19 protein-coding genes, 1 tRNA gene and 2 riboswitches are annotated in these 21,526 nt (G+C 67.1%); of the genes, 3 read left to right on the forward strand and 17 right to left on the reverse strand.

The genetic code is table 11. The features are described from left to right. The first annotated feature begins 27 nt into the window (after window positions 1-27). On the forward strand, window positions 28-627 hold the full coding sequence (leuD, locus tag HUW43_RS00625; RefSeq protein WP_188235662.1) for a 3-isopropylmalate dehydratase small subunit: 600 nt from the start codon (window positions 28-30) through the stop codon (window positions 625-627). 98 nt (window positions 628-725) lie between these two features. Here the strand turns inward: leuD and leuC are convergent, their stop codons facing one another. The 5 genes from leuC to HUW43_RS00650 form a co-directional block, all read right to left on the reverse strand. Beyond that, window positions 726-2,168 carry a 3-isopropylmalate dehydratase large subunit gene (leuC, locus tag HUW43_RS00630; RefSeq protein ID WP_188235663.1) on the reverse strand — a complete coding sequence of 481 codons (1,443 nt, stop codon included), beginning with the start codon at window positions 2,166-2,168 and terminating at the stop codon, window positions 726-728. Window positions 2,169-2,176: 8 nt separating this feature from the next. Next, window positions 2,177-3,472: an acyl-CoA dehydrogenase family protein gene (locus HUW43_RS00635; RefSeq protein WP_188235664.1), complete on the reverse strand. Its 1,296-nt coding sequence runs from the start codon at window positions 3,470-3,472 to the stop codon at window positions 2,177-2,179. A 16-nt stretch (window positions 3,473-3,488) separates the two neighbouring features. Further along, on the reverse strand, window positions 3,489-4,772 hold the full coding sequence (locus HUW43_RS00640) for a phosphotransferase family protein (protein WP_317450796.1): 1,284 nt from the start codon (window positions 4,770-4,772) through the stop codon (window positions 3,489-3,491). Between the two features lie 227 nt (window positions 4,773-4,999). Next, window positions 5,000-5,893, reverse strand: a complete 894-nt coding sequence (locus tag HUW43_RS00645; protein WP_188235666.1) for an EamA family transporter — start codon at window positions 5,891-5,893, stop codon at window positions 5,000-5,002. A 220-nt stretch (window positions 5,894-6,113) separates the two neighbouring features. After that, a tRNA-Trp gene (locus HUW43_RS00650) sits at window positions 6,114-6,189 on the reverse strand. A gap of 104 nt (window positions 6,190-6,293) precedes the next feature. Between HUW43_RS00650 and HUW43_RS00655 the strand changes: the two genes are divergently transcribed. Together HUW43_RS00655 and HUW43_RS00660 are read left to right on the forward strand one after the other, a co-directional pair. After that, window positions 6,294-7,238, forward strand: a complete 945-nt coding sequence (locus HUW43_RS00655) for a DMT family transporter (RefSeq protein WP_188235704.1) — start codon at window positions 6,294-6,296, stop codon at window positions 7,236-7,238. Beyond that, a complete protein-coding gene (locus HUW43_RS00660) occupies window positions 7,235-7,855 on the forward strand; it encodes a glutathione S-transferase family protein (protein WP_188235667.1) in 621 nt (206 codons plus the stop codon). Before HUW43_RS00655 ends, HUW43_RS00660 begins: the two co-directional genes overlap by 4 nt. Window positions 7,856-8,120: 265 nt before the next feature. On the opposite strand, the gene HUW43_RS00665 is transcribed toward HUW43_RS00660, so the two are convergent. The 12 genes from HUW43_RS00665 to ftsZ form a co-directional block, all read right to left on the reverse strand. After that, window positions 8,121-9,680, reverse strand: a complete 1,560-nt coding sequence (locus HUW43_RS00665) for a fatty acid--CoA ligase (protein WP_188235668.1) — start codon at window positions 9,678-9,680, stop codon at window positions 8,121-8,123. Window positions 9,681-9,782: 102 nt separating this feature from the next. Then, window positions 9,783-10,400 (reverse strand): DUF938 domain-containing protein, encoded by a 618-nt coding sequence (locus HUW43_RS00670; protein ID WP_188235705.1) that lies wholly within the window; start codon window positions 10,398-10,400, stop codon window positions 9,783-9,785. Between the two features lie 14 nt (window positions 10,401-10,414). Then, window positions 10,415-10,864 carry an abscisic acid-deficient protein Aba4 family protein gene (locus HUW43_RS00675; RefSeq protein WP_188235669.1) on the reverse strand — a complete coding sequence of 150 codons (450 nt, stop codon included), beginning with the start codon at window positions 10,862-10,864 and terminating at the stop codon, window positions 10,415-10,417. 51 nt (window positions 10,865-10,915) lie between these two features. Continuing rightward, on the reverse strand, window positions 10,916-12,469 hold the full coding sequence (gcvPB, locus tag HUW43_RS00680) for an aminomethyl-transferring glycine dehydrogenase subunit GcvPB (protein ID WP_188235670.1): 1,554 nt from the start codon (window positions 12,467-12,469) through the stop codon (window positions 10,916-10,918). Next, on the reverse strand, window positions 12,466-13,824 hold the full coding sequence (gene gcvPA, locus HUW43_RS00685; protein ID WP_188235671.1) for an aminomethyl-transferring glycine dehydrogenase subunit GcvPA: 1,359 nt from the start codon (window positions 13,822-13,824) through the stop codon (window positions 12,466-12,468). Before gcvPA ends, gcvPB begins: the two co-directional genes overlap by 4 nt. Before the next feature lie 3 nt (window positions 13,825-13,827). Then, window positions 13,828-14,649: a glycosyltransferase gene (locus tag HUW43_RS00690; protein WP_223181159.1), complete on the reverse strand. Its 822-nt coding sequence runs from the start codon at window positions 14,647-14,649 to the stop codon at window positions 13,828-13,830. A 40-nt stretch (window positions 14,650-14,689) separates the two neighbouring features. Next, window positions 14,690-15,061 carry a glycine cleavage system protein GcvH gene (gene gcvH / locus HUW43_RS00695; RefSeq protein ID WP_188235673.1) on the reverse strand — a complete coding sequence of 124 codons (372 nt, stop codon included), beginning with the start codon at window positions 15,059-15,061 and terminating at the stop codon, window positions 14,690-14,692. Window positions 15,062-15,064: 3 nt separating this feature from the next. Beyond that, window positions 15,065-16,189, reverse strand: a complete 1,125-nt coding sequence (gene gcvT / locus HUW43_RS00700) for a glycine cleavage system aminomethyltransferase GcvT (RefSeq protein ID WP_188235674.1) — start codon at window positions 16,187-16,189, stop codon at window positions 15,065-15,067. 53 nt (window positions 16,190-16,242) lie between these two features. After that, a riboswitch (glycine riboswitch) is annotated at window positions 16,243-16,365 on the reverse strand. Next, window positions 16,366-16,467, reverse strand: a riboswitch (glycine riboswitch). A gap of 57 nt (window positions 16,468-16,524) precedes the next feature. Continuing rightward, complete coding sequence (locus HUW43_RS00705; protein WP_188235675.1) at window positions 16,525-17,172, reverse strand: NAD-dependent dehydratase; 648 nt, start codon at window positions 17,170-17,172, stop codon at window positions 16,525-16,527. Further along, window positions 17,165-18,337 (reverse strand): deoxyguanosinetriphosphate triphosphohydrolase, encoded by a 1,173-nt coding sequence (locus HUW43_RS00710; RefSeq protein WP_188235676.1) that lies wholly within the window; start codon window positions 18,335-18,337, stop codon window positions 17,165-17,167. Before HUW43_RS00710 ends, HUW43_RS00705 begins: the two co-directional genes overlap by 8 nt. Next, window positions 18,334-19,917 (reverse strand): SPOR domain-containing protein, encoded by a 1,584-nt coding sequence (locus HUW43_RS00715; protein WP_317450798.1) that lies wholly within the window; start codon window positions 19,915-19,917, stop codon window positions 18,334-18,336. Before HUW43_RS00715 ends, HUW43_RS00710 begins: the two co-directional genes overlap by 4 nt. A gap of 107 nt (window positions 19,918-20,024) precedes the next feature. After that, on the reverse strand, window positions 20,025-21,473 hold the full coding sequence (ftsZ, locus tag HUW43_RS00720) for a cell division protein FtsZ (RefSeq protein ID WP_188235678.1): 1,449 nt from the start codon (window positions 21,471-21,473) through the stop codon (window positions 20,025-20,027). Window positions 21,474-21,526: the final 53 nt, after the last annotated feature.

Below are 21,526 nucleotides of genomic sequence, written 5' to 3' on the forward strand. Positions count from 1 at the left end.
TTAGTAATCTAAGATAATGGAGGCAAGGTGCAGAAGTTTGTTCGGGTGACGGCCGTGGCGGCGCCATTGCCGATCGCCAATATCGATACCGACATGATCATTCCCGCGCTTTACATGAAGGCGCTGACGCGGACGGGGCTGGCGCGGCATCTGTTCCGCGAGCTGCGCTATGACGCGAGCGGCCAGGAGCGCGCAGACTTCATCCTCAATCGCCCGCCGTGCCGCGATGCGCAGATATTGATCGCCGACCGCAATTTCGGATGCGGTTCGTCGCGCGAACATGCGGTGTGGGCGCTGGTCGACTTCGGCATCCGCTGTGTCATCGCGCCAAGTTTCGGCGATATTTTCGCGGGCAATGCGCGCAAGAGCGGGCTGCTGCTGATCCGCCTGCCCGACCCGACATGCGCCGCGTTGCGCCACGAGGTTGAAGCCACCGATTATGCGCCGGTCGAAGTCGACCTTGAAGCCCGGCAGATCCGCCTCGCTTCCGGTCAGTCGATCGGCTTTGCCGTCGACGCGGGCGACCGGCGGATATTGATGGAAGGGCTCGACGACATCGAGCGCACGCTGCGCCACGCCGACGCCATCGCGCGCTTCGAGGCGGAGCATGGCCCGAAATGCGCTTGACCTGACCGCTCCTGCCGTTTGCGTAAAACCCCTGGGCTGGCTTGCGGGCGTGCCGGATAAACTTCGCCCCTGTGGCCGGCGTCGATGCACGAACGGATTCAGAACGATCCCGTTCCGACCTTTCCGCCCTTATCCAGCATATCGGGCGAGGCGATGGCGCCCGCGATGGCGCTTGCCGCGGCCAGCGCCGGGCTCATCAGGTGCGTCCGCCCGCCGCGCCCCTGCCGATTTTCGAAATTGCGGTTCGACGTCGCGGCGCAGCGTTCGCCGGGCGCAAGCCGGTCGGCATTCATGCCGACGCACATCGAACAGCCGGGTTCGCGCCAGTCGAACCCCGCGGCGCGCAATGTGGCGGCGATGCCCTCGGCCTCCGCCTGCCGCTTGACCAGCCCCGATCCGGGGACGACCATTGCGCGGACATGGGGCGCGACGCGGCGGCCGCGCACCACCGCGGCAGCGGCGCGCAGATCCTCGATCCGGCTGTTCGTGCAACTGCCGATGAACACCCGGTCGAGCCGCTGTCCGGCGATGGGGCTTCCCGGTTCAAGGTCCATATAGGTCAGCGCGCGCGCCGCCGCGGCGCGGGCGTCGGCGCTGCCGAGCGCCGCCGGGTCGGGGACGCATCCGTCGATCGGCACGACCTGCGACGGATTGGTGCCCCAGCTCACCATCGGCCGGACGTCGCGGGCGTCGATCCGCATCTCGCGATCGAACATGGCGTCCTTGTCGCTGGCGAGCGCCCGCCAGCGCGCGACCGCCGCGTCCCATGCGGCGCCATCGGGTGCCGACGGACGGCCTTTCAGATAAGCGAAAGTCGTGGCGTCGGGCGCGATCAGGCCTGCGCGCGCGCCCATTTCGATGCTGAGGTTGCACAGCGTCATGCGCCCTTCCATCGACAGCGCCCGCACCGCCGCGCCGCCATATTCGATGATATGCCCGCCCGCCCCATCGACGCCGATCGTTCCGAGCAGGTGCAGCGCCAGATCCTTGGCCTGGACATGCGGCGCCAGCGCGCCCTCGACCCTCACGCGCATGTTGCGCGCGCGGCGCTGACGAATCGTCTGCGTCGCCAGCACATGCTCGACCTCCGACGTTCCGATACCGAATGCGAGCGCGCCGAAGGCGCCGTGGGTCGAGGTGTGGCTGTCGCCGCAAACGATCGTCATCCCCGGTTGCGATCGCCCCTGTTCCGGCCCGACGACGTGAACGATGCCGCCGCGCGGATCGCCCATCGGCACATTTTCGATTCCGAAGCGCCGCGTATTGGCGACCAGCGCCTCCAGTTGCGCGCGCGCCTGCGCGTCGGCGACCCCTGCCGGACCCCGCGCCTGCCCCACGGTAGGCACATTATGGTCCGACAGCGCGAGCGCGCGTTCGGGGCGCCGCACCGCGCGCCCGGCCGCATCCAACCCCGCAAAGGCTTGCGGCGAGGTGACCTCGTGCAGCAAGTGGAGGTCGATATAGAGCAACGTCTCGCCATCATCCTCGGCGACGGCGTGCGCATCCCATATCTTGTCATACAGCGTGCGGGGCAAGGCCATGGCGCGCGTCAGATCCGCCCCAGCGTCTCGCGCCGCGGGCCAAGATATCCGAAGAGATAGGCCGCGACCTTGCGCATCTGAATCTCTTCGGCGCCTTCGGTGATGCGATAGCGGCGGTGGTGGCGATAGATATGCTCGAACGGCTTGTGCCGCGAATATCCGATGCCGCCATGGACCTGCATCGCCCGGTCGGCGGCTTCGCAGACGAGGCGGTTCGCCCAGTAATTGCACATGCTGACCTTGTCGGACAGCGTGCGCTCGATTTCCTTGTGCGGGGTGTTGTCCATGTCCCAGGCGGTCTTGCGGATCAGCAGGCGCAGCATTTCGGCCTGCGTCGCCAGTTCGACGAGCGGGAACTGAATCGCCTGATTTCGGGCGAGCGCTTCGCCGAAGGGCTTGCGTGTCCGCGCGTAGCGAACGCTTTCCTCGATACAATAGACCGCGGCGCCAAGCGAACTCGCCGCCTGGCGGATGCGGTTCTGGTGAACGAAGCTCTGCGCGATCGACAGGCCGCCGCCCTCCGGCCCCAGCCGCGCGCTGTCGGGCACCCACACATTGGTAAAGCTGACACGCGGATGGTCGGTCGGCATGTTGAAAGTCCAGAGATATTCTTCGATTTTGAGCCCCGGCGACGGATTGGGAACCAGCAGGCAGGTGATCCCCTGTGCATCGCCGTCCGCACCGCTCGTCCGGCAAAAGGTCGCGCAGTGTGTGGCGACGTGCATCCCCGTCGTCCACATCTTCGCCCCGTTGATGCGCCAGCCGTCGACGCCGTCACGGACTTCGCGCACCGCGCGCGTTTCCATATGCGTTGCGTCGCTGCCATGTTCGGGTTCGGTCAGGCCAAAGGCGGTGCGGCGCTTGCCCTCGAAGCCGCCGAGGATGAACTCGGCCTTTTGTTCCTCGCTCGTCGCGAACTGCTCGAACATTTCGACGAAGGGGAAATTGCCGACGATGCTGTGCTCGTTCTGCAAGTCGTTGTGCAGCCCCAGCCCCTTGGCGGCGAAATGTTCGCGGATCACCGCCATCCACAGATTCGATCCGTCCCTGCCGCCATATTTTTTCGGCGCCGAAAAGCGCCAATGTCCGGCGGCATCGGCGCGGCGCGTCGCCTCCTTCAGCAGCGCCTCCCATTCGGGGCGCGGCAGGCCCCGATTGTCCCAGTCGGTGCGCGCATGTTCGCGGCGATGGTCAAAAAAGCGGATATTGTCGTCGGCTTGTTCGAGCGGCCTGATCTCGGCGTCGATGAAAGCATCGAGTTCGTTCAGATAGGCCTGCAATTCGGCGGGAACCGCAAAATCCATGTCTCTCTCCCTGTCCTTATCCGCCCCATTCGGCACGCGCCGCGGCGAGCGCGGCATATTTCGGGCTGTCGACCGCGCATTTGTCGAGCACCGCGCGGCGCAGCCGTGCCAGCAGGCCGGGGCGCGCAAGCGTGGCCGTCCCCGCCAGCAGCTCGTCCGCCAGCGCCTTGTCCTCGGCGCGCGCTCCCGCATCGAGGTCGCGCAGCACGATGCCGAGCGCGTTCATCGCCACCACCGCCTCGAACTTGGCGTGGCCGACGGCGCGCGGCTTGATCGCGCCCCCGATCCAGTCGCGCACCGCCTGCACCATCTCGCGGTTCGTCGGCTCGCCGGTCGGTGCGGGCGCAGTGTGCGCTGGTGGCGGAAGCGGGCGGGCGCGTTCGGCTTCGGGCGCCTCGATCTCCAGCAGCCGCACAAGGTCGAGTTCCTGTTCGGCGGCGCGCCGCCCGACGACGACGCGCTCGACCGTCCGGTCGGCGCCGCTGCGCCACGCCTCGCCCATCTGAAGGCAGCCCAGCGCCCACCACAGCGTGCGATAGACCAGCCAGAAACGGAACCGTTCGCGGTCGACGGGGCGGCCGCCCGCGGCTTCATAGGCCGCAAAATAATCGTCAAGGCTGCCAAGTCCGAAGGCGGGCCGGTCGAGCTGGCCGAACCGCCACACGCTCATGCAACCGAACGCCAGATCCTCGTGCGCGTCGCCGCGATGCGCCAGTTCCCAGTCGAGCACCGCGGCAAGTCCGTCGGCATCGACCATGATATTGCCCATGCGATAATCGCCGTGGACAAGCACCGGATCGGCGGGCGCGGGCAGATGATCCTCGCACCATTTGATCGCCAGCGCGATCACCGGCCGGTCGCCGCCATGGCCCAGGAAGCGCGCCTTGAGCGCCGCGAGCGCCTCGCCAGTGTCCATGTGCGGGATCGCCGCCGGGATCGTGTCGAGCGGAATGGCGTGGATATGCGCCAGTTCGCGCCCCAGATCGGCGAGCAAGGACGGCGGCGGGTCGGCAAGGATCGTCGCGGGCGCCACCTCCGCCAGCACGCGGCGCATGACATAGCCGGTGCCCAGACCGTCGGCGTCATCCAGCACGCCGACCACCTCGGGCGCCTTTACCCCGCCCGCGCGCGCGGCGATGACCAGCGCCGCCTCGTCCGCATGGCCAAAGGGACGGTCCGCCATATAGGCCGCCGACGGTGCGCGCCGCAGGACATAGGGCGCGGTGCGGCCGCCGGCGGCCCACTCGAACGCCCAGCTTTCCATATTGGCGCCGCCCGACAGGCGCGAAAGCGCGGACACTTCCCCCTTCCCGAACCATCGCCGCATTGCTGCCGCCAGCCGTTCCGCCAAGTCATTCATGCCCGCGTCCCGCAACCCATGCGGTCGAACCAATGGGAAAATCCCCGCATTTGCAATCCCCAACGAACCGAGCCTGTCATTGTCGACAGGTCGATGCAATTACTTAGTATACTAATTGTATAGAAAGAAGGGGATGCGGGCAAGGGCTGGGCGACCGGCACTCCTCTTCAGGGCGGCGGATCGGCAACGGCGTCATCCCGCGCGCCCGCCGCCGCGCCGATCGACGACGCCATGATGAGCCCGATGGCCACCCATTGTGCCGCCGACAGCCATTCGCCGAGCAAAAAAACCCCGATCAGCGCGCCGACCGCGGGCTCGGCGCTGAGCAAGGTGCCAAAGCTGCTCGGCGGCAAGCGACGGAGCGCGACCATCTCGAACCCATAGGGAATGGCGCTCGATACCAGCCCGACCGCGAGGCCAAGCGCCAGAATCTCCGGCTGGAGCAGCGTCGAGCCCGCCGCGATGATCCCGACCGGCGCAGCCAGCACCGCCGCGACGACCGTGCCGGCCGCGGCGGCAGCGGGGCCATGCTCCACCCCCGCGCGCTTGCCCAGCAGGATATAGGCCGCCCAGCAGGCCCCCGCGACAAGCGCGAGCGCGACGCCGCGCCAGTCGAGCGCGGCGACGCCCGCGCGCAGCGGCAGCAGAAGCAAAAGCCCCGCCACCGCGATCGCAATCCACAGGAGATCCCGGCGTCGGCGCGAAGTGAACACCGCCACCGCCAAAGGTCCGATGAACTCGATCGCGATCGCGATACCCAGCGGGATATAGGCCAGCGCATGATAGAAGCTGAGGTTCATCAGTCCGAGAACGGCGCCATAGACAAGGACCGACCGCCAGCCCCCGCGAAGATCGAGCCGCCAAGGACGCAGCACGATCGACAGGAGGAGCGCACCGAAGATCAGCCGCAGCGCGGTCGCGCCCGCGGGACCGACGAGCGGGAACAGGCTCTTGGCGAGCGCCGCGCCGCCGGTCACCGACACCAGCCCGATGAACAGGGCGCCGAGCGCGAGCAGGTCGATACGACCCGGCGATGTGGGGGTGGCTGGAGAGATTGTCATGCCGCTCGCTGTCGTTGCCGGGCGTCTGGTTAGGCGGTCTCGCGGCGTTAAGAAAGCACCCAATCTGCAAAATGCGAAGGATGCCGAAAGGAGCCGGGCGCGGGACCGCGAGCGTTCCCGCAACATAAATGAGGGACTTGTTCGATGGACCGATGACCGGCGCGCCCGGCCGTGACGATGCGCGGCGACCGACCTTTGCCCCGGGCTTTGCCGACCGGCCTGGCAGGGGCAGCAGGACTCGAACCCGCGACCCTCGGTTTTGGAGACCGATGCTCTACCAACTGAGCTATACCCCTAGGCCGGAGTGCGCCCCTAGCCCGATTGGCGAAGCGGGGCAAGGGGGATGACGCGGGCATCACGGCTTGCGCGCGCGGGCGGGGCTGATATGCGCTTGGGGCTCATGACCGCCGCCCCTTCCCTTGCTCAGCCCGCTGACCAGCCGCAACATTATCTTGGGGGCATCGCGCTGCGGCTGATCGCGATGGTCAGCCTTTCGCTGATGTTCGTGCTCGTCAAATATGTCGACGCCGCGGGCGTGCATATCGTCGAAAGCCTGTTCTGGCGGCAGGCGCTTGTTCTGCCCTTCCTGCTCGCCTGGGTGATGGCGACGAGCGGGCTCGCGTCGCTCAGGACGCGGCGGATCGGCGCGCACATGCGGCGCATGATCATGGGGCTGACGGGCATGGCGTGCAATTTCGGCGGAATGATCCTGCTGCCGATGGCCGAGGCGACGACCATCAGCCTGTCGGTGCCGATCTTTGCCGTCATCTTCGCCGCGCTGCTGCTCGGCGAGGCGACCGGATGGCAAAGATGGGGCGCGGTGATCGTCGGCTTTGTCGGCGTGCTGCTCGTGCTCGACCCCTTCGCCGGTTTCGCAGGCGGCTTCGGCGGCGACCATGGCCTCGGCACTCTCGTCGCGGTCGGCGGCGCGATCATGACCGCGCTTATAACCATCGCCGTGCGTGACCTTGGCCGCACCGAAAATGCCGCGACGATCGTTTTCTGGTTCAGCCTGCTGTCGATGATCCCGCTCGGCCTTGCGCTGCCCTTTGTCATTACGCCGCACGACGCGCACGAATGGCTGCTGCTGATCGGACTCGGCTTGCTGGGCGCGGTCGTGCAGATGGCGCTGACCGGCGCCCTGCGCCTTGCCCCCGTGTCGGTCGTGATCCCGATGGACTATTCCAGCCTGCTCTGGTCGATCGCCGCGGGCTGGTGGTTCTTCGGCACGCTGCCCGCCGACACGACCTGGATCGGCGCGCCGCTGATCGTCGCATCGGGACTGTTCATCGCCTGGCGCGAGCATCGCCGCCATATCGAGCGTCCAAAGGAGGTTGCCGCATGACGCCGCCGACATTGTATCACTGCCCCGATGCCCGCTCGCTGCGCTGCCTGTGGGCGGCAGAAGAGGCGGCGATCGACGTCGACCTCAAGCTGCTGCGGTTTCCGCCGCGCGCCTTCGAGCCCGATTATCGCGCCGTGAACCCGTTGATGACCGTGCCCGGCTGGGTGGAGGATGGTCGGCTGATGACCGAATCGGCAGCGATCTGCGAACGCATCGCCGAAGGGACGCCGCTCGAGGTGCGCCGCGACGAAGCCGATTATTGGGATTATCGCAACTGGCTCCATCGCAGCGACGCAACGCTGACCTTTCCGCTTGCGATCATGATCCGCTACACGCGGGTCGAACCCGAAGAGCGGCGGCTGGCCCAGGCCGTCGAGGACTATAGGGCGTTTTTCGGCGGTCGCGCCAAAAGCATCGAGGCGGCGCTCGCCGACGGGCGCGAGTGGCTTGTCGCGGGACGCTTCACCATTGCCGACATTGCGATCGGCTATGCCGCCTTCCTTGCGACGACGCTGGGCGCCGGCGATGTGCTGGGTGAGGCGACCAGGGCATGGCTTGGGCGCTGCATGGCGCGCGATGGATTCCGACGCGCGCGCGCGCGTCAGGCGGTCGCCTGACGAAACGGGCTTCACCCTCGCGCACGAAGCCGTTGGCGCCCCCGTGCATCGCAATGCCAACAAGGAAAACGCACCGGCCCTTCGGGGCGGGGAGCGGACGTAGCGGCCGTTTCGCGCGTCGTGCGCCACATCGGCAACGCTTCCATTCGTGGGTGTCGAGCGGGAAAAATGGCTCTGATCCAACGCTCGCCGCTCTAAGCCCCTCTCTTTCAGCGAAGGGGTTTTTTGGGGTTATGGCCGCTTTCGGTCGCGTCCCCGACGCCCATCAATTCACCATCCGCTCATAGCCTTCCCAATAGGGTGCGCGCAGATCCTTGCGCAAAATCTTGCCGCTGGCATTGCGCGGCAGCGCGTCGACCACATCGACGCTGCGCGGGCATTTGAAGGGCGCGATGCGTTCGCGCGCCCAGGCGATGATGTCGGCTTCGTCGATGCTGGCGCCGGGCTTGGCGACGACAACCGCCTTTACCGTTTCGCCCCATTTCGCGTCGGGAATGCCGATCACCGCGACCTCCTGCACCGCGGGATGGCCGAAGATCGCGCTTTCGACCTCGGCCGGATAGACATTTTCGCCGCCGGTGATGATCATGTCCTTCATCCGGTCGTGAATATACAGATAGCCGTCCTCGTCCAGATAACCGGCGTCGCCGGTGCGGATCCAGCCGTCATCGGTCAACGTCCGCGCGGTGGCGTCGGGCAGGTTCCAATAACCCAGCATATTGTTCGACGATCGTGTCACGACCTCGCCCACCTCGCCCGTCGGCACGGGATTGCCGTCGGCATCGACGATGCGGATCTCGACGCCGGGCAGCGCCTTGCCCGCCGAGCGCATCCTTTTGTTGCCCGCCGGATCATGGTCCTCGGGCGGCAGCATCGAAATGGTGCCGGTGGTTTCGGTCATGCCATAAGCCTGGATGAACTGTGCGCCGAACATCTGGATACACTGGCGCAGCAGCTCGAGCGGAATCGGCGCGGCGCCATAGAGAATATATTTGAGGCGGCTGAAATCGACGCTGGCGCAGCGCGGATGCATCAGCAGCATCTGAAGCGCTGCCGGAACCATGAAGAAGCGCGTCACGCCATAATGCTCGACCGCGTCGAACACGCCGTCCGGGTTGAACTCGGCAAGGACGATCCCCGGAAGCCCCGCCGCGAGCGCCATGATGCCCAGCCCCGTGCCGCCGATATGCGCGCAGGGCATCGCCACCAGCACCGCCTCGTCATCGTCCCATTTGGTATAGGGCATGTCGAGCGTGCTCGAATGTTTGCGCAGCGCGAACAGGTTGCGGTTGGAAAGCACCGCGCCCTTGGGGTTACCCGTGGTGCCCGACGTATAAAGCTGGAGCACGGCGTCATCGACTGCGGAAGGTTCGAAGGGCGCACGCCCGGCGCGCTCAATCATCGCCCAGGCATCCGCCGCACCGACAATCGTCGGATCGTTCCGGAGCCTATCGGCGAGCTGATCGGCAAGCCCGTCGAAACCCGGCCCGGCGAAGACCATCTTCGCCTGCGTATCGTTGACGATGAACGCCCACTCGGCGGGCGACAGGCGCCAGCCGATCGGCGCCATCACGATGCCCGCGCGCGCGGCACCATAGAAGAGGGTGAAATAAAGGTCGCTGTTCTTGCCGATCCACGCGATGCGGTCGCCCTTTTTCAGCCCCGCCGCGATCAGCGCAGAGGCGGCGCGCGCCGTCAGATCGTCGAGCTGGGCATAGCTGTAGACACGATTCTCTTCGCGCATCGCGACGCGATCGGGCCGCTCGGCGGCCCAATGGGTCAGAAACTCGTCGAATGTGAACAGGTCCGAAACGTCGCGGCCCATCGCCTCTCTCTCCTCGAATCGCGTCTTTTGCGCGCAGTTGGTGAGAAAGCTAACGGTTCCGCCCGCAAGGTAAAGCGTCGATGCCCGACCCTGTCAGGTCCGTCAGGTGCGGCGGAACAACAGCATCAGATTGTTCGCGGGCATCGCGCGGCGTTCGGCGCACGCCAGTCCGGCGTCCGCGGCGGCCGCCTTGATCGCATCGGTGTCGCGCAGCCCCCATGCCGGGTCACGCGCGCGCAGATTGGCGTCGAAGTCGAGGTTGCTCTGCGCGGTCGGCACGTCGGGCTCGATGAAGGCGCCATAGAGGATCAGCGGCGCGCCGGGTGCGAGCAGCCGCGCCGCGCCCGCGAACAGGCCGAGCGTCGCGTCCCACGGGCTGATATGCACCATGTTGATGCACAGGATCGCGTCGGCCTGGCCGAGCGGCCAGGCGGGTGCCGTCGCATCGAGCGCGAGCGGTGGCGCAAGATTGGCGAGCTTTGCCTCGGCGCGCCAGGCGGCGATCGAGGTCAGCCCGGCAGGGTCGGGATCGCTCGGCTGCCAGTCGAGGTGCGGAAAGGCGGCGGCGAAATGAACGGCATGTTCGCCCGATCCGCTCGCAACCTCCAGCACCGTGCCTGACGCGGGCAGCCAGTCGGCGAGCACCGCGGCGATGGCGTCGCGGTTGCGCAAGGTCGCCGGTGCGTGGCGCTTGTCCGCTGCGCCGCCGTCGCCCGGCATCCACGGCTGCGGCGTCACTTCGCCTTCGCCTGTGCCCGCGCGCGGCGTTCGCGGACGATCAGCCAGGCGAACAGCCCGACCGGCCCGACGAGCAAGGTCAGCAGCAGAAAGGGGAATTGCGCGATGCGGCTGAATCCCTTTTGATCGGCGTCGCGCGCGATCCACATGCCGGTGAACAGGTCGAAGGCCAGATAATGGATCCAGCCGAGCGTCGCGCCGCCGGGGCTGTCGAACAGCGCCATCACGCCCTTCAGCGTCGTGAAGTCGCCGCCGCCCGGACCGCCGGGGTCGATGCCGCCGGTCAGGAATCCCGCAATCAGCACGGTGTAAGCGAGGCACAGCAATGCGACGCCCAGATAGAGGATGAGCGCGAGCGTCTTTGGCCCGCGCGGCAGGAAAGCGAGCGCGATCCACGCCGCAATGGCCCAATAATTCGCCGGCAGAAACAGGCTGTCCCAGCTCATTGCACCCTCCCCTTTATCCGTCATCCCGGCCTTCGCCGGGATGACGATGGATTACAGATCACCTTCCCACGCCAGCACGGGTTTGCGCGCCGCCGCCGTTTCGTCGAGCCGCGCGCGCGGGGCGAAATGCGGCGCCGATTTAAGCGCCGGGTCGCCGTTCTTTGCACGCATCGCGATGCTGCGCAGCGCGCCGATGAACTGGTCCAGCGCCGCCTTGCTCTCCGTCTCGGTCGGCTCGATCAGCATCGCGCCATGAACGACGAGCGGGAAATAGACCGTCATAGGGTGATAGCCTTCGTCGATCAGCCCCTTGGCGATGTCGAGCGTCGAGAAACCCTCGGCCAATCCCTTGTCGCTGAACAGCGCCTCGTGCATGCACGGACCCGACGCAGCGAAGGGCGCGTCGAGGACGTCCTCCAGGCTGCGCAGCACATAATTGGCGTTGAGCACCGCATCTTCGGCGACCTGCTTCAGCCCGTCGGCTCCGTGGCTGAGGATATAGGCGAGCGCGCGGGTGAACATGCCCATCTGTCCGTGGAAGGCGGTCATGCGGCCGAAGGTCGCGGGATGCTCCTCGCCCGCATTTTCCTCCTCGATCAGCCTGTATGTGCCGTCGGCATAACGCGCGACGAAGGGAAGCGGACCATAGGGCGCCAGCGCTTCCGACAGCACGACCGGCCCCGACCCCGGCCCGCCGCCGCCGTGCGGGGTCGAGAAGGTCTTGTGCAAATTGATGTGCATCGCATCGATGCCAAGGTCGCCGGGACGCACGCGCCCGACGATCGCGTTGAAATTGGCGCCGTCGCAATAGACATAGCCGCCCGCCGCGTGAACCGCGTCCGAAATCGCCTTCATGTCGCGCTCGAACAGGCCACAGGTGTTGGGGTTGGTGATCATCACCCCCGCGACATCGGGGCCGAGCCGCGCCTTCAGCGCCTCCAGATCGACCCGGCCCTCCTTGGTCGCGGGAATATCCTCGACGGTGAAGCCTGCGAAGGCGGCGGTGGCGGGGTTGGTGCCATGCGCGCTTTCGGGGACGAGCAGCACGCGCCGATCCTCGCCGCGCGCTTCGAGCGCCGCCTTGATGCACAGGATGCCGCACAGCTCGCCATGCGCGCCGGCCTTGGGCGACATGGCGACGCCATACATTCCGGTCAGGCCGATCAGCCAGACGGCCAGCTCGTTGATGACGGCGAGCGCGCCCTGCACCGTTTCCTGCGGCTGGAGCGGGTGGACGTCGGCAAAGCCCGGCATCCGCGCGACCTTTTCATTGAGGCGCGGGTTGTGCTTCATCGTGCAGCTGCCGAGCGGAAAGAGGCCGAGGTCGATCGCGTAATTCTGGCGCGACAGGCGCGTGTAATGGCGCACGGTTTCGGATTCGCTGAGCCCGGGCAGGCCGATCGGCGCGGTGCGCGCGAGGCCGTCAAGGTCAGCGGCGGGCGCCGCTTCGTCGAAATCGACGCCGGTGGTTTCGGTCGATCCGATCTCGAAGATCAGGGGTTCATCAAGCATCAGCGCGCGATTGCCGGTGAAGGTCGCCGCGTCGTCGGCGCCGCCAGCGGCGTTCATTTCGGGGCGCCATCCGGCGCGGTTGAGCGCGGTCATGCCAGCACCTCCTTCAGCGCCGCGGCAAAGGCGGCGATATCGTCGTCGGTCACGGTTTCGGTCACGGCGACGACCAGGCCATTTTCGAGACCGGCATTGTCAGGATAGAGTCGGCCGAGCGACACGCCGCCCAAAATGTCCTTCTCCGCCAGCTTGTGGACGACCGGCCGCGCCGCGACGGGCAGCAGCAGGGTGAATTCGTTAAAAAAGCTGTCGTTCATCACCGACACGCCGGGCACCTTGGCCAGCTCGGCGGCCGCCGATTTGGCCCGGCCGTGGTTGATGGCCGCCAGCTGGCGCAGCCCCGCCTCGCCCAGCAAGGTCATGTGAATGCTGAAAGCCAGCGCGCAGAGTCCTGCATTGGTGCAGATATTGCTCGTCGCTTTCTCGCGCCGGATATGCTGTTCGCGCGTCGAAAGCGTCAGCACGAAACCGCGCTTGCCATTGGCATCGACGGTCTCGCCGCAAAGGCGCCCCGGCATCTGGCGGACATATTTGCTCTTGCACGCGAACAGGCCGACATAGGGCCCCCCGAATTGCAGGCCGACGCCGAGCGACTGACCCTCGCCCACCACAATGTCGGCGCCCATCTCGCCCGGCGACTTGATGAGGCCAAGCGCGACGGGTTCGGTGACGACCGCGATCAGCAGCGCGCCCGCAGCCTGACAGGCCTCCGCAAGCGCCGTCATGTCGTCGATGCGGCCGAGGATGTCGGGATATTGGACAACGACGCAGCTGGTTTCCTTGTCGATGCTGCCCGCCAGTGCCGCCCAGTCGGTGCCCGGCCTGAGCGTCGGATCGCCGTCGACGAGCATGTCGCGGGTATATTTCGCCATCGTGCGCGCGACGCTGCGATAATGGGGGTGCAGGCCCGTCGAGAGCAAGGCCTTGCTGCGCCTCGTGATGCGGCGCGCCATCACGATCGCTTCCCAGCACGCGGTCGAACCATCGTACATCGACGCATTGGCGACGTCGGTGCCGAACAGCCGCGCGACCTGGCTCTGGAACTCGAAGAGCATCTGGAGCGTGCCTTGCGCGATTTCGGGCTGATAGGGGGTGTAAGCGGTCAAAAACTCGCCGCGCTGGATCAGGTGATCGACGCTGGCGGGCACATGATGGCGATAGGCGCCCGCGCCAAGGAAGAAGGGTCCGTCGCCCGCCGCGCGGTTGCGACGCGCAAGCGCGCCCATATGGCGTTCGACCGCAAGCTCGCTCGCGCGCATCGGCAAGCCGGCGATCGGACCGTCGAGCTGCGCCTCGGCGGGGACATCGGCGAACAGCTCGTCGATCGACGACGCGCCGATGACACCAAGCATCGCCGCGCGGTCATCGGGGGTGAGCGGGAGATAACGCATGAACTACTCCACAGAAGGGGCGGGATTGACGGAATAAAGCTGCGCCGTGTCGGCAAGCGCGCCGGCAAAGACCATCGGCCCCGCATGGGTCGTGCGGACCCACGGCGCGAGCCAGATGCGAAAACCGGCGTCGCGGACGCGGTGGCAAAAGGAATAATCGTCCGACAGCAACGCCCGGCTTTCGGGGTCGATGAAGGGAAAGAAAAATGCGGGCGCGACGTCGCCGACGCCATGCGCCTGCTGTTCGGCCGGATCGGGCCGGAACACCAGATCGGGGAATCGCGAGCGCATCGTTTCGAGCACCCCGCGCCGGATCATCATCATCGCCGTGCCGAGCCGCGACAGCTCGACCAGATCGGTCATCCTGAAGCTTTGCTGCGGGTTCAGGAAATGCAGCGCGAACTCGCCCGCAAAGCGCGCAAGCTCTGCGGGATTATCCTTGGCGATCCCAAGCTCCGCCGCGCGCGCCACGTTGCGCCAGTTGATCATGCGCCGCGGATAGGCCGCGCCGAGCACCCCGACGTCGGCACGCGCATCCATCGCGCGCACCATCGAAAACACGTCGTCCGCCGAAAAATCGATGTCGGCGTCGACGAACAGCAGGTGCGTGCAGTCGCTGGCCAGGAACATGGCGGTCAACAGGTTGCGCGCGCGCGTGATCGACGGCTGATAGAGGATGAACTCGAACCGCACCGGCACCCCCATCGCCTGCGCGCGCAGCGCCAGGTCGAGCGCGGCGCGGACATAGGTGCCCTGCGCGCCCTCATAGACGGGCGTCGCCACCATCAGGCGGCAATCGGCCAGCGCGGGATCGGTTGCGGTCATCATGTCCCCTTCCCCTCCCACGTGCGGGAGGGGCGGTCGGTTACAGGGCGTCGCAGAAGGCCTTGTAGGCCTTTGCGTCCATCAGGCCGTCGAGCTGGCTCTTGTCGGCCAGCGTCATGCGAAAGAACCAGCCTTCGCCTTCGGGGTCCGAATTGACGAGCGAGGGATCTTCCTCAAGCTGCGCATTGCCTTCGGTCACCGTGCCGTCGACCGGAGCATAGACGTCGCTCGCCGCCTTCACCGATTCAACCACCGCGGCGTCGCCGCCCTGACTGAGTTCGGCGCCGGTGTCGGGAACCTCGACAAAGACGATGTCGCCCAGCTGGCCCTGCGCAAAGTCGGTGATGCCGACCGTCGCAACGTCGCCGTCGACGTCGATCCACTCATGTTCTTCGGTATAATAACGCGGCATCGGTCAGGCTCCCTGTTTGCGCACATAACGGTGCGGAATGAATGGCATGGCGGTGACGGTGCAGGCGACGCGCTTGCCGCGCACCTCGGCGGCGACCGCGGTGCCCGGCCCGGCCAGTCCGGTCGGGACATAACCCATGGCGATCGGCGCGCCGACGCTGGGGGCAAAGCCGCCCGACGTCACGACGCCGATTTCGGCGTTGCCATCGAACAATCTGGCGCCTTCGCGCACCGGTATTTTCCCTTCGACGAGAAGCCCGACGCGCTTGCGTGGCGATCCGTCGGCCAGATGACCAAGGATGCGCGCCGCGCCGGGGAAACCGCCTTGCTCGCGGCGGCGCTTGCTGATCGCAAAGGCCAGATCGCCCTCGACCGGGTCGGTATTTTCGTCGAGATCGTGGCCATAGAGCGGCAAACCCGCCTCCAGCCGCAGCGAGTCGCGCGCGCCGAGGCCGATCGGCTTCACCTCTTTCATCGCGCAGAGCGCTTCGGCAAAACTTTCCAGCGCCGCATTCGGCAGCGAAATCTCGAACCCGTCCTCGCCGGTATAACCCGACCGGCTGAGGCCGATGGCATGGCCGTTCCACGTCGCGGAGATTGCCTGCATGAAGACGAGCCCGGCCGCTTCGGGCACAAGGCGCGAAAGCGCCGTCACCGCCTTTGGCCCCTGCAAGGCAAGCAGGCCGTGGTCGTCCTTGTGGTTGAGCGTGATGTGGTCGGGCAGATATTCGCGCAGATGCGCGATATCGTCCCACTTGACCGCGCCGTTGACGACGATGCCGAACTGGTCGCCCTCATTGGTGATCATCAGATCGTCGAGGATGCCGCCGTCATCGTTCAGCAACAGCGAATAACGCATCCGCCCCGGCTTCAGCGCCGAAATGTCGCCGGGAACCAGCATTTCGAGCGCCGCAGCGACGCCTTCGCCGCTCAGCGCGAGCTGGCCCATATGGCTGACGTCGAACAGGCCGGCATGTTCGCGCGTCCAGAGATGTTCGGCCATGATGCCTTCATATTGGATTGGCATCCAGTAGCCTGCGAACGCCACCATCCGGCCGCCCTTCGCGCGGTGCCAGGCGTCGAGCGGCAAGGTCGCCGTTTCGATGGGGATCTCGTCGTCTTCGTGCATATCGCTTTCCCGTCGTTGACACGGCGCGGCGCGGCCCGATGCCGCGCGGTCGCCATGCCCCCTCTGTCACGGGAACCTGAGAGTTTTCCTCCATGCCCCGCGTTGGAGGCGGACATGGAGTTACCCCTTCGGTGGTTCCGGCCGAAACAGCCGGAACGCTTTCCAGAGTGTCCCCTCCAGCCTGCGCGGTCCTTCTGACCTGAGAGTTTCCGGGGCGGTTGCTCCTTCGGTGGTGAGGCGCCGGTTGCCCTGCCCCCACGCTCTCCCGCGCGGCCGGTCGAATCTCTTGCGAGACCCGACGGACGCCCGAGCCTTGGCGATGCCCCCTTGCGGAGTCAATCGGCGAGCGCGCGAATTGCGTCGTTTTCGTGGATATGCACGCCCGAACCGCCCTGCGCGGCAAGTCGCGCGATCGCCGCAGCGACATCGGTTGCCGAAATCGAACGGTAACGGCGCAAGCGTCCGTGGAGCAGCGCATCGGTAAGCGGCGCCGCAATGGTCGCAAGCCCCTCGCCCAGCCGCGGCGGTCCGCGCCGGTCGCCGCGAAGCAGACCGGGGCGGACGAGGTCGAGCCGGTCAAAGCCAAGCGCGATCAGATCGCGTTCGGTCTCGCCCTTGGTGCGCAGATAGAAATTGCCGCTGTTCGCCGACGCGCCGACCGAACTGACCGCGATCATCTGCCGCGCCCCGCCCGCCCTCGCCCCCTCGGCCGCGGCGAGCACCAGATCGTGATCGACCGCGCGAAAGGCGGCCTGCGATCCCGCCTCGCGGATCGTCGTGCCGAGGCAGCAGATCAGGACGGCGGGTCTTTCGGCGACGATGATGTCGCTCCAGCGGTCTGGCGGCGCAACCACCTGCTTGTGATGCGGCGCCAGCCGGTCGGCATCGCGGCGCGAGAGGATGGTCAGCGTTGCCGGGCCGAAACATTCGATCACCGCGCGTCCGACCATGCCGGTCGCGCCGACGATCAGCGTATCAGGCATGGGCGAGCGCCGCGGGGACAGCATCGCGGCCAAAGATTTCGGCGTATCGGTCGATCGCGAAGCGGTCGGTCATTCCGGCAATATAGTCGCCGATATGCCGATGTGTCGCGCATTCTTCGCCGGGGAGGCGCGCCGACCAGTCCGCGCCCATCAGCCGCGGATCGGCGGCATAGGCGGCGAAAAGCCTGCCCACCACCTTGTTTGCCGCCTCGGCCGCCGCGAGCTGTTCGGGATGATGATAGAGATTCTGGTACATGAAGCGCTTGAGTTCGCGCTCGGCGGCGGCAAGTTCGGGCGAAAAGCCGCCGAGCGTGCGACCCGCGGCGCGCACCTCGTCGGCGCTGGCGACCCCCGCCGCGGCGACATGGGCGGCGGTCGCGGCAATCACGTCGTTGACCATCACGCCGATCTGGTCGCGCACCAGTTCGCGCAGCAGCCGTTCGCGCGGCGCACCCGGAAAGCGCGCTTCGACCGCACGATAATTGGCGGCGATGAAAGGCTGTTCCATCAGCTGGTCGAAATCGAGCAGCCCGGCGCGCAGGCCATCGTCGATGTCGTGATTGTCATAGGCGATGTCGTCGGCGACCGCCGCGACCTGTGCCTCAAGGCTGGCGTGGCTGGCAAGGTCGAGACCGAAATCAGCGTCGATCTCGGCAAGCGCCCAGCCGGGGTGCCGCACCGGGCCATTGTGTTTCGCCAGCCCTTCAAGCGTCTCCCAAGACAGGTTCAGCCCGTCGAACATCGGATAGGGGCATTCGAGGCACGCCAGCGTGCGCAGCGTGTGGCCATTGTGGTCGAAGCCGCCATGCGCCGCCATCGCAGCCTTCAGTGCATCCTCGCCCGCATGTCCGAACGGGGGATGGCCTATGTCGTGCGCCAGGCACAGCGCCTCGGTCAGATCCTCGTTCAGCCCCAGCGCGCGGGCGATGCCGCGGCCGATCTGCGCCACTTCGATACTGTGGGTCAACCGGACGCGATAATGATCGCCGTCGGGGGCGATGAACACCTGCGTCTTGTGGCGCAGGCGGCGGAAGGCGATCGAATGGATGATGCGGTCGCGGTCGCGCTGAAACGCATCGCGCGGCCCGCGCACGACGCGCCCCGATTCGGCATGACGGCGCCCGCGGCTGTGCGCCGGGTCGCTGGCGCAGCGGGCGACGCTCACCGGAGCGGCTCGACGATCTCGCCGACCTCGCTGTTGAACAGAAAACCGTCGCCTTCGGCCTTCTTATATTCGCCGAGCCAGTCCTGCGCCGCCTTCCGGTTCGCGAACGGGCCGACAAGCAGGCGCCGCGTCTGCCCCCATTCGGCGATCGCGCCCGCCTTGCCCTTGAACAGCGCCGCGTTGCGCTTGGCAAAGCGGTTATAGTCAAAGGCGAGCGCCTTCGGATTGGCGCCGGTGGCGATCTGCACCCAGATACGCGCGGGATGCGCCTTTTTCTTGGCGGCTTCTTCCTTCGCCCTGGCATCGGCCTCGGCCTTTGCCCTGGCGGCCGCTTCATCCTTTTCGCGCTTTGCCGCTTCGGCGGCTTCGGCCTTGCGCTTGTCTTCGAGCAGCCTCGCGAGCGTGTCGGCGCCGATGGCATCGTCGGGACGCGCGAGTTCCTCGGGCGGTATTTCGATCGATCCCACGATGTCGGCGAGCGAAGCGAGCGGCGACGCGGCGGGAGAAGGCGCGGCTGGGAGCGGCGCAGGCGCCGGAGCCGCAGCGGGCGGGGCCGATGGCCTGATGTCGGCGATCGAAAAGCCCGGACCTGCCGGCGCTTTTACCGCGGAGGCTGGCGGCTGCGCGGGCGGTGAAGGCAATGGCGCGGGCGTTTCGACGCGCGGACGGCTGGACGGCACCGCGGCGGGCGGCGGCGTCGGCTTCGGAGCGGGAGCCGCAACCGCGGGCGCGGGAGTCGGCGCGTCCCGGCGCGCGCTGGGCGTCGAGGCGGGCCTTGACGGCGCGGCGGCGACCTGCACCGGCTGCTGCGCCGCGGCGGGCCGACCGTTCGGGAAGCGGCCGAAATGCGCCGCGGCGGCCTTTTGCGCCGGGTTGAGCCGGTCCATCTGCGTCAGATAGGGCAGGATATTCGCCGCCATCGGCGCGGGCATCGTCGCGTTGACGATGTCGCCTGCTTCCTTGTCACGGCCGTTCATCGCCAGGATCATCGCGCGAAGCCGCCACGCGCCGCGATCCTGCGCGCGCAGTTGCGGCGTGAGCAACTGAACGGCGCGATCGGGATCGCCGCTGATGCCGAGCGAAAGGGCATAGCGCCGCGTCAGTTCGGCATCGGGCGCGATCGACAACGCAAGCTGATAATCGCGCTGCGCGGCATCCTGTTGCCCCAGCAGATCGCGCGCGAGGCCGCGGTCGGCAAGGAACAGCCGTTCGGGCGCGCCCAAAAGCTGCGCTTCGCCGAAATAGTCGAGCGCGCGCGTCGGATTTTCCGAATGCACCATCGCCGATCCGAGCGCTGCCTTCACCGCACCGTCGCGCGGACTGGCCTGTTCGGCGCGCAGCAAGAAACCCAGCGCCGCACGATAATCCTCAAGCGCAATCGACGCACGCCCCGCGTCGAGCAGCGCCGCGGCATCATTGCTGTTCGAGGCCAAGCGCGCCAGCGACGAAGACAGGAGCGTGCGCGCCGCGGTGCGTTTTTCCATCGCAGCGCGGGTCGCCGCATCGGGCGACGCCGCCTGCATCGCCTGCGCCGCCGGGAGGCCAACCGTCCCCAGCAACAGCGCGCCCAGCACACCCACACTACGCCGTGTGTGCGCCGGCTTCGCCGTCAATCTCGCTTGCCGCATGGGCAAATCATCCCGTTTCCGGCCTGCCAATCCTGGCGGTCGGCCGTCCGAAAGCCCTGTTACTGGTTGTTCTGCCGCCCCAGGAAGCGCGGAATGTCGACCGAATCGCCCTTGCCCTCATCGGCGTCCGCCGTGCTTGCGCCGCGCGACAGGCGCGACATGCGCTCGAACAGCGTTCCGCCGCCGATCGGGCGTGCAGGCGGTTCGGCCGGTGCCGCGGCGGGCGCTGCATCGTCCCTGATCGCCGGGGCCGCGGGCGCGTCGAGCACAAGTTCGTCGGCGGTGTCGTCATAGGTCGCGGCGACCTGTGACAGCTCCATCGGCTCTTCCTCGGCGGCTGCCGCCACCGCGGGCTCGACCGGATCGCCCAGCGAGAAACCCGGCGCGGGGTCGTTGCTTTGTGCAACCGGCGCTTCATCGGCGACGGGCTTTTCCTCCACCGCGGGTTCGACCACTTCCTCGACCACCGGCGCGGGGGCCACCGTGCGCGCAGGCGCGAAGGAAAAGCTGCGCGTCGCAGGCGCCGACGGGGCTGCCTCGCCCGTCCCGTCGATACCGGTCGCGACGACCGACACGCGGATCTTTCCGTCGAGACTGTCGTTGAAGGCGCTGCCCCAGATGATGTTCGCGTCGGGATCGACCAGCTCGCGAATATGGTTCGCGGCCTCGTCGACTTCCATCAGGCGCATGTCCTCGCCGCCGGTGATCGAGATAATGACGCCCTTTGCACCCGCCATCGACACGCCGTCGAGCAGCGGGTTGGCGATGGCTTTCTGCGCCGCTTCCAATGCGCGGCCATCGCCTTCGGCTTCGCCCGTGCCCATCATGGCCTTGCCCATTTCGCGCATCACGCTGCGCACGTCGGCAAAGTCGAGGTTGATGAGGCCGGGCATGACCATCAGGTCGGTGATGCCGCGCACGCCCTGTTGAAGCACTTCATCCGCCATGGTGAAGGCTTCCTTGAAGGTCGTGTTCGGGTTGGCGACAAGGAAGAGATTCTGGTTGGGAATGACGATCAACGTATCGACATGATCCTGAAGCTCGGCGATCCCGGCATCGGCCGAACGCATCCGCCGCGCGCCTTCAAACATGAAGGGCTTGGTTACGACGCCGACGGTCAGGATGCCGCGGTCGCGCGCCGCCTTGGCGATCACGGGCGCCGCGCCGGTGCCGGTGCCGCCGCCCATGCCCGCCGCGACGAAGCACATATGCGCGCCGTTCAGCGCCTCTTCGACCTGCGCGATGCTTTCTTCGGCCGCGGCGCGCCCGACTTCGGGCCGCGAACCCGCGCCCAGGCCCTGCGTGATCTGCACCCCCAGCTGAATGCGCCGTTCGGCGGGCGAGGCGTTCAGCGCCTGCGCGTCGGTGTTGGCGACGATGAAATCGACACCCTCGACGCGCGCCGCGATCATATTGGCGATGGCATTGCCGCCCGCACCGCCGACGCCGATCACTGCGATCCGCGGCTTGAGCTCGTCGACCTGCGGCGGGCCAATGTTGATGCTCATCAAAAAGTCTCCCTGCAGCGGCGGACAACTGCCGCTTCCCCAACCTTGCGACC

This window comes from Sphingopyxis sp. LK2115 (genome assembly GCF_014595975.1).
Classification (GTDB): Bacteria; Pseudomonadota; Alphaproteobacteria; order Sphingomonadales; family Sphingomonadaceae; genus Sphingopyxis.